We start from the raw sequence: 15,330 nt of genomic DNA, 5'->3' as shown, positions 1-15,330 counted from the left end.
TCTCCTACCACCGACATTGCTGACGTAGCGGCTTCAGGGCGTCGCCCAGACCGGAGAGATCGACCTGCACCGTTCTGCCGCGATCGTCCGACAACAGCAGCTCGCGATGGCCGATCCAGCGTTTAAGCTCTTCGATGGCAGGCAGACCGCGACCGAACTCCAGCAGCATCCCACGGTTGCGGACAAACCAGTTGTCCGCCGTCGGTTCGCCGTCGATGCGCGCCTGAATTTGCTCTCCCGGCCACGCGTTATCGAGCTGTAAGCGCAAATGCGTAATGGCGCTGGAGCAGGAGATGGTCAACGTGCCGCCCTCAACGGCGCGGCGCGTCAGCGTCTGACTGTCCGAGGCCTCGTCACGATTCAGAACAAACCCGTCGCGACCCGCGTTATTCGCGCCAAGAGTGTGCCAGTCCGCCGCCGGACGCTCAGACGCGCCGGAAGACGGGGCCGACGTTCTGCCGATGGCGTCGTAGCAGGCCAACCTCACCTGCGGCACGGTTTCCTGACTGCACTGCTGCAACAACCGCTCCCAGTGGGGATCGGGCGCGGTCGTCGCCGACACCAGCAGCGGCAACAGGGATAAAATACTCATCAATTCACCTCCAGCTTCTGGCACTTGTGGTCCAACGTCCGCTTTGGAATGTTGAGACTTTCCGCTACCAGTAAGCGATTTCCCTGGAAATAGCGCATACGCTCGGCGATCACCGCCGCTTCATACTGCTGCGTAGCCAGACGCAAATCCCGGATATGGTTGTAGCCGTCTTCCAACACGATGCGCGCGTTGTCGAGGCGCGTTTTCAGCTCCGGGGGCAACACGTCCAGCGTAATTGCCTGTCCCGCCGGGGTATTGGCGCAGGCGACTTCCAGCAGGTTCTTGAGTTCGCGAACGTTGCCGGGGAAGTCATAATCGATCAGGTGTTTGAGAACGATGCGCGGCAGCGCGCTGAACGTTTTGCCTTCCTGACGACCGAACTGCGCAATGAAATGATCGCAGAGCAGCGCGATGTCATCCGGCCGTTCCCGCAGCGGAGAAACCTGGATCGCGCACTGGCAGAGGCGGTGATACAGATCCTGCCGAAAGCGCCCTTCGCTGACATACTGCTCCAGCGGCTGATGCGTCGCCGCAATGATGCGAAAGTCGGAGTGGCACTCTTTATCGCCGCCCAGCGGCCGGAAGGCATGCGTTTCCAGCACGCGCAGCAGCTTGGCCTGCATGATCATCGGCATGTCGCCGACCTCATCCAGGAACAGCGTCCCGCCGTTGGCCTGCGCCACCAACCCGTCTTTATTACTCTGCGCGCCGGAAAAAGCCCCTTTCTGGTAGCCGAACAGCTCGCTTTCAATCAGATTTTCGGGGATCGCGGCGCAGTTGATAGCGATAAACGGTTTGTCAGCGCGAACCGAACACTGATGCAGCAGACGCGCCACCACATCTTTACCCGCGCCGGTTTCGCCCTGGATCAGCACCGACAGATGGTGATGCGCGGCCTGAGCAATCTGCTGATGCAGCCGTCGGATCGCCGTCGACTGACCAATAAGCGAGGTTTCCAGCAGCTTATCTTGCTGTCGCTGAAGCTCCCCTTCCCCTTTGATCTGACGCAGTGAGTCGCGCAGCACGGTCTGCTCGCGGCGGCTGCGGCCCAAATCCCGCAACAGAGCAAGCTGATGCGTGAAAATGCGCGCCAGCAGCGGCAGTTCATCTTTCTCATGCCACTCCCGCAGCCTGGCGCCGCTGTCGAACAGCGCCAGAACGCCGACGGATTTGCCGTTCTCGCCGTTGACCGGCAAGGCGTGCAGACCGCACTGCGCCCCGGCTTCCGCCAGCAGTCCGCGAAACGCCGCGTGCTCGACGCGCGCGCCGCCATACAGAGAGTCCCAGGTTCTCACCTGGTTTTTGTGCAGCACGTAGGCCAGGGGATGGCTGAAGTCACCGACATCCAGCGTCAACGACACCGGTTTGCCGTGAATCCATCCCTCGCAGGTTAACTGCCGCCCGCTGATATCCACCAATCCCAGAAGAGCGCCGCTCGGCTGCCAGCGATCCCGCAGGGTCTCCAGCAACCAGTCGCAGAGTTCGGCCTCATCGCGAGGCCGGGTCAGCGAAAGCGCGAATTCGAGGGCTTGCTGCATAGTCAGCCCTCCACCTCTGAAACAAACTGGCCGTCATTCACGCTGAAGCGGATGCGCGCAATGGCATCGCCTGCGGAGATACGTTGCAGCAGTTGCAACGATACCGGCGGCAACAGGTGACCGTCGATCACGGACTCCAGCATGCGCGCGCCGTTTTCGCTGCGGTTAGCCAACCGCAAGATCTCTACCGGCACGTCGTCGTCGATCACCACGTCGGCGCCGAAGCGCGCTTTCAGCAGATTGACCAGACGCGACAGCTTGCCGTGGACGATATCGACCAGCGTATCCTGCGCCAGCGGCAGGTAAGGAATGACTTCCATACGCGCCAGCAGCGCCGGTTTGAAGAAGCCCGCCAGTTCGGGATAGAGCGCATCCAGCAGATCGTCCTGCCGGTCGGCGTAATCCACGATGGTCTGGAAGCCCAGGTTGGACGTCAGGAAGAAGACGACGTTCTTACAGTCGATCAGCCGACCTTCGCCATCCGCCAGCTCCCCTTTGTCGAAGGCCTGATAGAACAGGTTCAACACGTCAGGATGCGCTTTTTCGACTTCGTCCAGCAGCACGACCGAGTACGGTTTCTGGCGGATGGCTTCCGTCAGAATGCCGCCTTCGCCGAAGCCAACGTAGCCCGGAGGCGAGCCGATCAGGCGAGACACGGTGTGTTTCTCCTGATATTCCGACATGTTGATGGTGGTCAGATAGTTGCGCCCGCCGAACATGAGGTCGGCGATCTGCAAGACGGTTTCGGTCTTGCCGACGCCGCTCGGGCCGACCAACAGGAACGCGCCCAGCGGACGGCCGGGACGACGCAAATCCGCACGCGCGGTCAGCAGATGTTTGTGCAACTGGGCAATGGCCAGATCCTGCCCTTTGATATTCGCGCCGAGGTGCGTCGGCAGCTGGGTGACGACATCCAGTTCGCCCTGCGAAATACGGTTCAGCGGTACGCCGGTCCATTCGGCGATCACGGCGGCGACCTGTGATTTATCGACATGCGCGGAGACCAGAATGGCGTCTTCCTGCAAGGCGGCCAGCGCCTGTTCGCGCTCGGCCAGACGCTGCGCGGCATCCGCCAGCGACAGGGTTTCCTCGCCCAGCGTCACTTCATCCGCCAGCTCGTCGGCCAACAGCGCCGCGCGCAGTTCGATCACCTGACTCACCAACGCCTGCTGAGCTTGCCAGTCGGTATTCGCCGCAGTCAGCGACGCTTCATCGTCCTGTTGAGCCTCGCGCAGCGACGCCAGTCGCTCTGCGTTGTCGCCCAGACCGATACGGGTCTGCCGCTCAAGCTGAAGAATTTCCTGCTCGCGCTGGTGCAACTGATTCTGCAAATGGCTGATAGCGCGCGGCGGCGTGGTCAGGTTGATGGCGACGCGCGCGCAGGCGGTATCCAGCACGTCGATGGCTTTATCCGGCAGCTGACGACCCGAGATATAGCGCTCAGACAGCTGAGCGGCGGCATGCAGCGCCGCTTCGTCGATCAGAACGCCGTGCGCTTTCTCATAAATGCTGCGCAGACCGCGCAGGATCACGGTGGCTTCTTCCGCGTTCGGCTCGCCCACTTTGACCATCTGGAAACGGCGCGACAGCGCGGCGTCCTTTTCGACGTATTTTTTGTATTCGCTCCAGGTCGTTGCCGCGATGGTGCGCAGTTCGCCGCGCGCCAGCGCCGGTTTGATCAGGTTGGACACGTCCAGCCCGCCCGCCTGATTGCCCGCGCCGATCAGCGTGTGAGCTTCGTCAATGAACAGAATGATCGGCTGAGGCGAGGTTTTCACCTCCTGCATCACGCCTTTGAATCGTTTTTCGAACTCGCCTTTCACGGCGGCGCCCGCCTGCATCGCGCCTAAATCCAGCGATAGCAGCTCGACGTTGCGCATTTTCTCAGGCACCTGATCCGCCACGATGCGCAGCGCCAGACCTTCGATCAGCGCGCTTTTACCGACGCCCGCTTCCCCCACCACGATGGGGTTGTTTTTGCGACGGCGCGACAGGATATCGATCATCAGATCGATCTCTTTATCGCGGCACAGCACCGGGTCCAGTTTGCCCGCGCGGGCCTGTTCGGTGACGTTGTCGGTAAAGCGAGCCAGCAGCGACGCATCACCCTGAGGCGCAGATGCCGCGCCTCCCGCGGTGCCGCCGGTCGTCGACGACACGTCCGTTTCCGCAGAGTCTTTCACCCACTCGTCGAACTGCTGACGCAGCAGTTCCCGGTTGACCTTCGCCAGCGATCGCGTGACCGCACCGGCGAGGTAGCGATTGGGGGTCATCAGCAGGACCAGCAGCAGCACGCCGCTGCGCAGCGTCGCGTGTTGCATCTCGGCGGACGCCAGCAGCCAGCTGTCCTGCAGCCACTCAATCAGCAGCGGCGAGAACGAGGGATAGCCCTGATCGTACTCTTTATCGACGCCGGACGGCTGGAGCAGCTGCGTCAGCTCATCCACATCCACCTCGGCGCGCTTGAGGATCTGGCGCATATCGCTGAGCGGCGTGTCCAACATTTTCAGCAGCAGGTGCTCGACCCGGATTTCCGCGCCCTGGCAATTCACACACAGGGCCGCAGCCTCTTCCAGCATGTGTCGACAAATCGGATTGAGCCGTTCAACCAACACCGGCAGTTCTATTCGAATCAACGTGTGATCTCCTATCTTATTGTAATAATTCCCCCAGCTGACGAAGCACGTCCTGGGTCTGATTGCTGAGTTGATAGTGATAAAGACCGAAGATCGCCGCTAACACCCCGCTGACGCATAGGAACAGCGTGAAGAGCGAAATCTGCCTGCGCATCCGGTAGCCGGACGCCTGCTGGCCCAGATCGAGATGGAATACGGACGGCGTTTCTGTCGGTTCCGGATGCAGAATTTTGTGCAGTTTGCGAACAATCGCTTCGAATTCGTCGCGGCCCTGCGTCATTACGCGGTAGCGGCCCTCGAATCCCAGGCACAGACAGAGATAGATGAACTCCAGAATGTCCCGATAATGGACCGGATCGGTTTGTAGCTTGCCAAGCAGCACAAACACCTTCTCTCCGCCCCAGGTTTCGTTGTGGAAACGGGTCAGCAGGGAATGTTCCGACCATACGCTCTGGCTGCCCCACTCGCGGCCCATGACGGCCTCATCGATATAGGTGCAGAGAATGTAGCGAAACGACAAAATGACGCCGTTTTCATAGCCGTGCGTGATCAGTTCCTGCTCGATAGCCTGAATTTCCGACACCACTTTCTGATACAGCTCGGGCACCTGGTCGTACGCCGACAGATGTCGCACGCGTTCCACCATGCCCAGCAGCGGCGTCACGGCGTCAATCATGGGGTTGATGCTCTGGCCGCGTAGCCGAAACCAATAGTCTGAGTCCATATCCAGCTGTTGGGCGTGGTCGTACAGTAGGTCGCCCAGCAGCTCATTGCGGATAACATCGATCGTCATCTAGCTCTTCCCCGGTAATTAGCTACGAATAGCCCAAAGCTGCATATCCAGATCCGGGAAATCCCCGGCAATATGAAACGCCAGCGTGTTGTCGCCCACCAGCATCTGCCAGGCGGCGCTCTGCCGATCCAGCTGGAAATAGCTGTAGCCGGCGTGGTAAGGCAGCTGACGCGGCGCGACCGGCAGCGGCAGCAGCGGCACGCCCGGCAGCTGCAGGCTGATCAGTTCGCGGATCTTGTCGCTGGACGCCACTTTGGTCTGCTGCAACAGCTGTTTGCGCAGCTGCTCCTGCGGCATTCTGGCGCGTACCGCCAGGACGAAGTCGGCGCTGGCCATCAGCTCGCTGTCGCCGACCATCGCGATCATCACGCCGTACTGATGCTTACGCAGCTGTAGCGAAACGGCGCGCGGCGACAGCACGGTGCTCAGCGCCTGACGGAACGCCATCATCAGCGGCTCAAAGCTGCTCTGCTGGTCATCGTGGCGATAGGCGGGAAATTCCGGCGGCAGGCGGGATTCGTCCGTGAACGTCATCAGTTCGCCGCAGACCTGTACCAGCGCTTCATGCAGACGCTCCGGATGCAGCGTGCCCATTCGCGCCAGATGCGACAGCAGCGGCTGCGCACGGTTGAGCAACTGCAACATCATGAATTCGGCGACGTCGGCGACGCCCTGCTGTCCCGGCGCGGCGATGCGCTGCGCCAGACTGCGGGCGCGCTCGGCCACCAGCCCGGCGGACTCGCCGAGAAAGCGTTTGAGCGTCGGGATCGCGGAGATGCTGATGCTGCACGGCATGAAGTTCGGGTCTAGCACCAGGCCGCCGTCCGGACGTTTATCCAGAATCTGGGCGATAGCCAGCGAGGCGTAGGCGCTGCGGTCGTCGCGTTCCAGCATCAGGCGCAGGCTGACCTGCCCCACTTCCAGCGACACCACATCGCCGCCTTCGCTGTGCAGATCGCGCACGTCGTGGCGGTGCGCATGCAGACGCGTCGCGACCTGTTGACCGCCGTGGTTCACCTCGCTCACGCCGCTGACGGACAGCGGGATCGCCAGATAGACCTTCTGGTTGACGACCGACGCATCGGTGATCTCCAGCGGCTGCGGCAACGCATCATCGCTCGGAATATTAAAGACGGTGCCGTCCGGCATAATCCCGGTGGCGGACACCAGCGCGATACGCCCGAAGTTCAGATACTCTTCGTTGATGGTCAGCGACTGTAGGCCATAGAAAAAATCGCCCATCGCGCTCAGGCGAGCATGCAGGGTGTAATCCGTATGCCTTTGCTGCTGTTGAAAATGCTGAGGTTTGATGAATAAACCTTCACGCCAAATAATCCGATTTCGGCTCGACATAGCTATTCTTCTTCTTTTTGGAGTTCGACTTCATCCAGACGCAGATGCACGAGAATCTGATAGGCCCGTCCGGTATTTTTCACTTTGATGACCTTGCGCCATTCGGCGCTGTCGGGATCGGCATAGCGAGCAACGACGCCGATATAACGGATCTTTTCATCCAGCTTGACCGGCGGCAGATACTTGAACTGCCCCGGCAGCAGGGTGTAGTCCTGGTGGTCGATGTAATTCTTGCCCAGCGATTTTTCCAGATCGGCCGTCACCTGGTCGTAGTCCGTCGCCAGCAGCTTGGAGTCCTCCGACAGCATGACGATCTGGAACTCAATCGGCGCCGCTTCCCCACTCTCGTTGGGGTTCACGTCCGGCTCGGCAAGCAGGCTGAACCCGGCGGTTGAGGGCTGGCTATCGTTGCTCCCCACCTGAATATCCGGGTTCATCGCAACGTCAGCCATCTTGCCCATTGTGGTACAGCCTGAAAGCAGCAGTAATACCCCGGAAAGCAAGAATGTCCGCAGCATCAGATTAACTCCTGTTGCTCACGGACGACGCGGTCGTAGGCCTGGGAATACACCTGCTGGAACAGCTTCTGGAATCCCTGCTGGCGTTCGGACGTCAGTTCGCGGAAGTAGTGCTGATACATAGACCAGGCCCAACCGTCATCCATCGGGTTTTGCTCGCCGGAACGGCGATAATGTTCGAAGCGTTTGAGCAGAACGTCAGGCGAGAACGCCTGCAAAATGCTGTCCAGCGCGGTCGCGATGGCCTGCTGGTTGGCGACGTGGTGAATACGCACGTTGCGCAGGACCTCGTCGACGGCGGCCGGCGCGGACAGGTGCACCGGGCTTTTCTCCTCGGCGAACAGCAGCGCCAGCGTGTCGTGGTAGTCCAGACTCAGGCGCAGCGGGTTATCTTCAATCGGACGCAGATGTTTGTCCGACAGCGCCGCCTGATCGGCCTGCAGCTTCAACAGTCCTTCAATCATGGCGCGCAGCGTTTTTCCCATTTCTTCCAGGAAGTTGCTGAGATGCTGATTGTTGCCGATGTTCAACGTCTGACCGAGGCCTCGCATCAGCGGGGCCAGCGCGTTTTGATCGATGTTGTCGCCACCGGTCAGCGAATCAAAACGGTCTTGAATAGCGGGTAGCTCGAGAAATTCCTGGTCCATGGTGCCCTCAGCGGCTGAAGAAGAAGTAGATGAAACACGAGTCGTGGTGGAGAATTCGGGTGTTCCCCGCGTCTCCTGAGTAAGGAATGCGTTTGCGCCGGTTTGCTCCTGCTGCAACGCCAGCAGCGGATCGCTGGCCGGAGACGGCGAAGACGTCTGTTCGGTATTTTCGGCGGCCTTTTCCTGAGCGAGCCAGTCATCCAGCTCATTCTCCGAGCGATTACCGATGATCTGCGCCAGTTCCGGTTCCGCGCTGACTTTGCCCAGATATACCCGCAGCCGGAACGGCCCGACCGTCAGTTCGTCGCCCTGATCCAAAAAGACTTTTCTTGAGCGTCCAATGGGCGACGTCGCGCCATTGATAAAGGTCTGGCCGCTGAGATCGCACAGGCAGAAGCGTCCGTCATGGACTTCAATGCGCGCATGTTCAGGCAGCACCGCGCCCAGCCGATCTTTCAGTTTCCAACTATCCTGCTCCGAGGAGCCCAGCGTGCCGCCGCCTTGATGAAACTGGTATTGAACCTGGGAGTTGCCTTCCAGCTGCTCACTGTTCAGCACAACCAGAGAAAGTTGTTGATTGAGTTCGTTCACGATTACTCCTGCACGCAAATAGTCACATCAGGCTCGCTCGGCGGCTCGCCGAGAAAGCTGCTCCATCCCAAACGAGCGCTCTGCTCATGCCCCAGGCGAAGCCCTTTCGCTTCTCCCAAACCAAACCCCAACCGCAAGTCCCACGCGCACTGGTCGCGCAGGATGAAAGACACGAAGCGCACCAGTGGCTGAAAATGCTCGCCGTTAGGCAGAAACTGCAAAAACTGCGCGAAGCTCAGATTGCTGATTTTCAGCAAAAATTTGCCCGCGCAGTCGTTAACCTTGTCGCCAATGACGAAGTCATTGCCCATCATGGAGTTGGCCATTCCCAACCGATTTTGCTGATCCGCGTGAATCGGCACTTTGCGCGCCTGCCAGGCGATGACATCGACCATCTCCAGATCGAAACAGTGCGCGACCAGACCAGCCACCACTTCCGGCGAGCGACTCGGGCTCGCCAGCATCCCCGCGTACGACAGCATTTTTGCCCGGTTGACAGGCAGGCTTTCGCGTACCGCGTCATTGCCCAGCCCCACCAGCGCGAACATCAGCCGCGAAAAGCCGTCTTCCCCTTCGTCCTGAAAACGGACGTGGTAGCGGTATTTCCGCCAGATACGGTGCAGCAGCGTCAGCAGGCGGTGGTGGAAGAAATCCAGAAACGCGCCCAGTTTCTGTTCACCCTGCGCATACTCCCAGGCCAGATCGTCCAGATAGTAGCCGGGCATCGGCGACTGGCTGCCATGCAGCCCCATGAAGGCGACTTCCAGTACATGGCCCTGCGTTTCGTCCTGCGTAATGCCTTGTATATCGCTGCTGTGGAACCCCAGGGACGCGGTGGATTTGAACCGTATGCGTTCCTGCTCGGGGCGGTAGTCCAGCCCCCGTTCCTGATCCACGCCCTCCAGCTGGTTGACGAGTTCAACCAGCTGGAAAAAATTGAAGCGCGGCGCATCATCCCGAAACATCACATCATGGAGTGCTGACCTATCTGGACTGGCCATTTGTAGCGCTCCTTGTTATCAAGGTTGATGATTTCCAATAGATGGAAGGCGTTGACACTGGCGTAAAGCGAGAAGAAATGCGCCAGTACGGTGCCGAACAGATACAGCTCGCCCTCGCTGGCAAAGGCGGACTGATACACGGACAGCACCGACTTCAGTCCACGCACCGGCATGCCGCGGATCAGCCGGTCTATCGGCGTGGTTTCAATCGACTCGATCCCGGCCAGACGCTTACGAGACGCCTGCTCCGCCTGTTTATCGTGCAATGCCGGGAAGTCATACGTCCGCAAGATCTGCACCAGCGCATCGCGGCGCAGCAGCGAGACATAGTTCAGCGACAGGTTGGAGATCAGCGTCCAGTGCAGGCTGCCGTCCAACGCGGGACGCAGCGGCCGGGTTGGACGGATAATATTTCTGAACGTCGCGAACGACGGCGAGCTGCCGGTTGTCTTGCAGACCGCGCCGACAGGCAGCTGCGATGCTTTGGAGCGGTTGGTACAGGTCAGCGAGACCGATATGGATTCATCCATATCGACCGCTTCGGTTTCATCGCCGCGCACAAACGACAGCGCATGTTCGAAACCGTCGCCGCTGACCGCTTCGCGCACACGGGTGCGGTAGTACAGGGCCAGACGGCCCTTCGCGCGCTCAATCTGATGCTGGAAGCTTTCAAACGGCTGATACTGACGCGGCTCGCCGCGCGTGCGCCCCATATGTCCTTCGATCCACCCTTCGACTTTGTCCACCGAGAAAATCTCGTAGGCGTCCGCATGTCGGTAACTGGCCTTGAGCGGATATTCCGTCTGGCGGCCGTTGAGGTTGATCGGCTCGCTGTCATGCTGGAACAGGTTGATCGCCGGTACGCAGTTCAGCATGAAAGAGTCAGGACGGATTTTGAGTTCCGCAGGCAGCGGGCAGGCAAAGCAGAAGTGAATTTTGAAATCAGTGACCGACAGCGGCTGGTTCGGCCAGTCGGCGCCGGAAAGCTGGAAGAACAGGAAGCTTTCCGGGAAGCAGAAAAATTCCTGCAGAATACGGTAGCCGGAGTAGACGTTGCTCGGGTAAGGCAGCAGTGCGTCTTCCCGTTCGAAGCCGATCGTTTTTAACGTACTGGCTTCTTGTCTGAATCGTTTCCCATCGATTTCAAGCTCGATGTGGGAGAGCTTGCTGGAGAGCCAGAAATAGAGCTCGTAGGCGGTATAGCTGTCGCCTCCCAGATAAAAACGCAGCTTGTCCAACTGCAATTCGTTGAGCAGCATCGGCCCATGCAGATTGAAGTCCAGGCTGATTTTGGAGAGGTCGTTACCGCTTTGTACGCTGATGTCGCGGATATCCGCGGGATACACCCAGGCGTCATGACAGGTCTGGAAATGGCATACGACGTCGTCGACCGGCTGGCTATCCAGCATACAGCCGCGGCTGATTAAGGCTGGTCGCGCAATGGCTCCAGGGATCACTGAGAACTGCATGATGGTCATGCTGGGAACCGGACGGAGATAGTTCGGCCAAAGCATGCCCAGCAGCCCGTGGGTCAATTCAGGAAATTCATCCTCAATTTTTGCCCGCAAACTTCCCGTCAGAAACGCAAACCCCTCCAGCAGCCTCTCGACGTCCGGATCGGTGGTTTGTTCTGATAGAAAACGGGTAAGTTCAGGGTGGGCATCGGCAAACTGGCGTCCTTGCAGACGCAGGTAAGCTATTTCATCCCTGAAGTAGTGTTCCAGAAGCATAGTTACGTCATTCTATAATGTCGGTGACTGTCCATATGGATATTGAAGGAAGTGACCTGCTCCAACTGTTCCAACCGTACGTGTGCTGTCACCTGAAACGCCATTTCGAGCGGGCTAGATTGATAGTCGTTGGAACTGACTTCGACGTGAACAATGCGCGGTTCGTACTGGCAAATGCATTGCCGTATCGCCTCACGTATCCGACCACGTATATCTGCTCCGCCCTGCGTCGCGTCATTAAAATCAATGACGCCGAGATCAGGCGCACTGCGACAACTTCCCGGACGCGTATTGAGCACCTGGTCGAGTTTGCGTTTCACCGACTCGACCAGGCACTCCAGCTCGTCCTGAGGCGAAGAACTGCGACGTTCTTCGCCCCGGATACGATCGAACAGGCTGGCGGCACTCCCTCTATCCCACGAAGAGAGAGAGGCCATCAGGTATTATTCCTTGTCCAAACGTCCCACCAACGACAGTTCAAAATTCGCCCCCATGTACTTGAAATGAGGACGTACGGACATCGCGACCTGGTACCAACCCGGTTCACCTTCAACATCCAGAACCTTGATCTGAGCGGCACGCAGCGGGCGACGGCTACGAACGTCTGCCGGCGGGTTTTCCTGATCGGCAACGTACTGTTTGATCCAGCCGTTCAGTTCACGTTCCAGATCCTGACGTTCTTTCCAGGAACCAATCTGTTCGCGCTGCAGCACTTTGATGTAGTGAGCAAGACGGTTGATAATGAACATGTATGGGAGCTGTGTGCCCAATTTGTAATTTGTTTCCGCGTCTTTCCCTTCTTTGGTGTTCGGGAACACCTTCGGTTTTTGCACCGAATTGGCAGAGAAAAATGCAGCATTATCACTGTCTTTACGCATGGTCAGAGTGATGAAGCCTTCCTCTGCCATTTCGTATTCGCGACGATCGGTGATCAGAACTTCCGTCGGGATCTTGGCCTGCAGCTGACCCATCGCTTCATAAACGTGTACCGGCAGGTCGGTGATCGCGCCACCACTCTGCGGACCGATGATGTTCGGGCACCAGCGATATTTCGCGAAGCTGTCCGTCAACGCCGTTCCCATCAGATAGGCCGTGTTGCCCCACAGGTAGTGATCGTGGTCGACACTGATATCTTCTTTGTAGTTAAACCCTTTGATCGGGTTTTCTACCGGGTCGTACGGCAGGCGCGCCAGGAAACGCGGTGCAGTCAAGCCCAGATAACGGGAGTCTTCAGATTCGCGCAGAGAGCGCCACTTGGTGTAAGCCGGACCTTCGAAGACGGATTTGAGGTCTTTGATCGTCGGCAGTTCGGTGAAGCTATCCACGCCAAAGAACGTCGGATCAACCGATGAAATAAACGGGGAATGGGCCATTGCGCCCACTGCGCTCGTGTATTGCAGCAGTTTGATATCCGGAGAGCTTTGCGTGAAGGCATAGTCACCGATGACCGCGCCGATCGGCTGTCCGCCGAACTGGCCGTAACCGCTTGAGTAGACGTGCTTATAGAAACCGGACTGGGTGATTTCAGGCGCGAACTCAAAGTCGTCCAGCAGCTCCTGCTTGGTGGCATGGAGCAATAGAATCTTGATGTTTTCACGGAAATCAGTGCGATCAACCATCAATTTCAGCGAACGCCAAGAGGATTCCAGTTCCTGAACTTCCTCAGCGTGCAAAATCACATCGACCTGCTTGCTGAGCTTTTTGTCCAGCTCAACGATCATGCTATCCACCAGCGCCTTGTTGACCGGCTCGCTGGTATCGCCACTGTCCAGAATGTTTGAAATCAGTGCGGCGATACCCTGCTTGGCGACGCTATAGCCTTCATCGACAGGTGTGAGCCGGGCTTGGGCCATGATCTCATCAAGCAAGGAAGGAGCGGCACTGTCTGCGCCCGCCTGTACTTTCTCTTCTACTACTGACATGTTTGTTTCCCTTCTCGTCAATCCAACGTATTACTCAGCAGGTTTCACCAGATCCAGCTCTTTCAGCAGCTGTTCCCGCGCATCTTCGCTGGCCAGCAGATCCTGCAGACGATTACGGAATGCTGGGATGTTGCCAAGCGGTCCCTTCAGCGCAACCAGCGCTTCACGGAGATCTAAAAGCTTCTGCAATTCAGGTACTTGTTGAGCAATACGATCGGGGGAGAAATCGGCAAGCGATTCGATGTTCAGCTTTACAGGCAGGTCATCCTGGCTCTCTTCTTCCAGGCGATTAGGCACGCTGAAATTGAGTTCCAGTTTGGATTCTTTCATGACGGAAGAAAAATTGTTCTTATCGATCGATACGGTGGAACGCTCCTCAATCGGCGTTTCTTCCGTACGACCCTTCATATTACCAACGACCATCAGGGTCAGCGGCAGTTCAATTTCGCTCTGCTGTCCCCCAGTTGCGGGTACATATTTGATATTAATACGTTCCTTTGGTGCAACGGATGCACCATCAATTCCTTTTCCCATATTCGCATACCAGGTTTAGGCCCTGACTGGCCAGAAAACACATGGTCGATTCCTTCCAGGGTACGTCCGAGATTAATTAGAACAACACTGTTCGGATAAGAAAAATAAACTATTTTCCGTTTATCGACCGGTGATATTACCTAAGTAACTGGATATAACCAATATTACTTCCGCTTGGTATATCCATTACCAAATAGTAAAAAAGCAGTTAGCTTCGAGTTAATTGAACGGTATAGAACTAAATACTGACGAGGCGATGATACACACACCTGTAACAGGTGGTCAATAATAATATTATTCTGTATTGATAAAATAAAAACATCTATAAAATCATGGATATAAAAAAATTTTCAGAATCAAAAAAGGGAATAAATCAATAAAAAACCAAGTTTTTCAAACATAAGAAAAAGCCACAATATTGCGCTCTAAACTTTAATTAATATCGTTACGGTCACCATGGTTATTATTTCAATGCGACTAATATCTCGAGGTTACATGCCATAAAAATGAACACAATGCGCCGTAAACAGTAGCGTTAGACGGCTTTGAGCGGGATCTGGAGGATTATCACTCACTTAAGCATGAGGACTAAATCAATCAAAAAAGAACATCAGAATGAGATGAAAAAATGAAGGAGGCCCATCCAGCAAATACCGCGATCCCTTACAGGATGATTGTTATCTAATAATACCAGTTGAGTTCGCAGGCTTAATTATTCTATTAAACACGGCATCCCCCGCAACACCATTAACATCTCCATCACTAAATTCAAGAGAATAACAAAGATTCGATAACGCACTGAAAACCGATTATATGCTGACAATATTGCTTAGTGCGGCCCTACCCCTCGTCTTATGACTGTCAGCGATTTTAATACCATTAAGGAACAAGATATTAGATAAAGCCACACAAAATGTTCGCAATTTTGGATAAATAAAATATTTGGGACTAATAACCATTCTGTAAAAAACAAAAACCAGAACGGTGTAAAAAACAAACGATGAGATAATGTCGAATGACGGGTGGCCTGTCCGGGAGTGTTTTTATAGGGCTGAAGATAGGAAGATCACATCATCAGAGAAGATGATATGGGGAGATAAGGCTTGGGCAGCAGGGTGGATCAGCCAAGCACGTGATATTCGCCAGCGTTCATGGCGATTATCGAAGTGAACGCCGCCTCATCGCATCACGCACTACAGGCCAGGCTCCTTACCTGCGTGACGCACGCATTGATATACACTCCGGTAGCAGAGTCGTAGCCGATGACTGCCCGCAACACATCATTCATAATATTTTATCGACGGTTTTGATTGACAGGTTTCAGCGTAAAAGATCGATTCAAGGCAGTCGCTGATGGCTGTCATTCCTCTCGGCAGTAAAAACGTCCCAAACTAAGCGGCTTTCTCGCGCAGCTTAGTGTTACGGGCTACAACGTCGGTCAGCACCATAGTCTGAAGGTCAACTCATCATCAAAG

12 protein-coding genes are annotated in these 15,330 nt (G+C 56.6%); all 12 read right to left on the bottom strand.

From position 1 onward, the window contains the following. Positions 1-4: 4 nt before the first annotated feature. From vasI to tssB, 12 genes are read right to left on the bottom strand one after another with little or no spacing between them, the layout of a single operon-like run. Entirely contained in the window at positions 5-592 is a 588-nt protein-coding gene (gene vasI, locus CKQ53_RS07270) for a type VI secretion system-associated protein VasI (protein WP_085652797.1), read from the bottom strand. Next, positions 592-2,130, bottom strand: coding sequence for a sigma-54 interaction domain-containing protein (locus CKQ53_RS07265; protein ID WP_085652796.1), 1,539 nt, complete (start codon positions 2,128-2,130; stop codon positions 592-594). The genes vasI and CKQ53_RS07265 overlap by 1 nt, the downstream gene beginning before the upstream one ends. Before the next feature lie 2 nt (positions 2,131-2,132). Further along, on the bottom strand, positions 2,133-4,766 hold the full coding sequence (gene tssH / locus CKQ53_RS07260; RefSeq protein ID WP_118894817.1) for a type VI secretion system ATPase TssH: 2,634 nt from the start codon (positions 4,764-4,766) through the stop codon (positions 2,133-2,135). A 16-nt stretch (positions 4,767-4,782) separates the two neighbouring features. Beyond that, a complete protein-coding gene (gene icmH / locus CKQ53_RS07255; RefSeq protein WP_085652794.1) occupies positions 4,783-5,559 on the bottom strand; it encodes a type IVB secretion system protein IcmH/DotU in 777 nt (258 codons plus the stop codon). An 18-nt stretch (positions 5,560-5,577) separates the two neighbouring features. Then, the gene (gene tssK / locus CKQ53_RS07250) at positions 5,578-6,912 is read right to left on the bottom strand and encodes a type VI secretion system baseplate subunit TssK (protein ID WP_085652793.1); all 1,335 of its coding nucleotides are present in this window, start codon (positions 6,910-6,912) and stop codon (positions 5,578-5,580) included. Between the two features lie 2 nt (positions 6,913-6,914). Beyond that, entirely contained in the window at positions 6,915-7,430 is a 516-nt protein-coding gene (tssJ, locus tag CKQ53_RS07245) for a type VI secretion system lipoprotein TssJ (RefSeq protein WP_026739480.1), read from the bottom strand. Beyond that, positions 7,430-8,668, bottom strand: a complete 1,239-nt coding sequence (gene tagH, locus CKQ53_RS07240; protein WP_085652792.1) for a type VI secretion system-associated FHA domain protein TagH — start codon at positions 8,666-8,668, stop codon at positions 7,430-7,432. Before tagH ends, tssJ begins: the two co-directional genes overlap by 1 nt. A 2-nt stretch (positions 8,669-8,670) precedes the next feature. Further along, positions 8,671-9,669 carry a type VI secretion system baseplate subunit TssG gene (tssG, locus tag CKQ53_RS07235; RefSeq protein ID WP_085652808.1) on the bottom strand — a complete coding sequence of 333 codons (999 nt, stop codon included), beginning with the start codon at positions 9,667-9,669 and terminating at the stop codon, positions 8,671-8,673. After that, complete coding sequence (gene tssF, locus CKQ53_RS07230) at positions 9,633-11,399, bottom strand: type VI secretion system baseplate subunit TssF (protein WP_094118655.1); 1,767 nt, start codon at positions 11,397-11,399, stop codon at positions 9,633-9,635. The genes tssG and tssF overlap by 37 nt, the downstream gene beginning before the upstream one ends. Positions 11,400-11,401: 2 nt before the next feature. Then, entirely contained in the window at positions 11,402-11,836 is a 435-nt protein-coding gene (gene tssE / locus CKQ53_RS07225; protein ID WP_085652790.1) for a type VI secretion system baseplate subunit TssE, read from the bottom strand. Positions 11,837-11,842: 6 nt separating this feature from the next. Beyond that, a complete protein-coding gene (gene tssC, locus CKQ53_RS07220; RefSeq protein ID WP_085652789.1) occupies positions 11,843-13,321 on the bottom strand; it encodes a type VI secretion system contractile sheath large subunit in 1,479 nt (492 codons plus the stop codon). Between the two features lie 30 nt (positions 13,322-13,351). Then, complete coding sequence (gene tssB / locus CKQ53_RS07215) at positions 13,352-13,855, bottom strand: type VI secretion system contractile sheath small subunit (RefSeq protein WP_085652788.1); 504 nt, start codon at positions 13,853-13,855, stop codon at positions 13,352-13,354. Between the last annotated feature and the right edge of the window lie 1,475 nt (positions 13,856-15,330).

The sequence above is a fragment of the Lonsdalea britannica genome (assembly GCF_003515985.1).
Taxonomy (GTDB): Bacteria; Pseudomonadota; Gammaproteobacteria; order Enterobacterales; family Enterobacteriaceae; genus Lonsdalea; species Lonsdalea britannica.
This window is presented reverse-complemented; position numbering and strand designations above follow the sequence as displayed.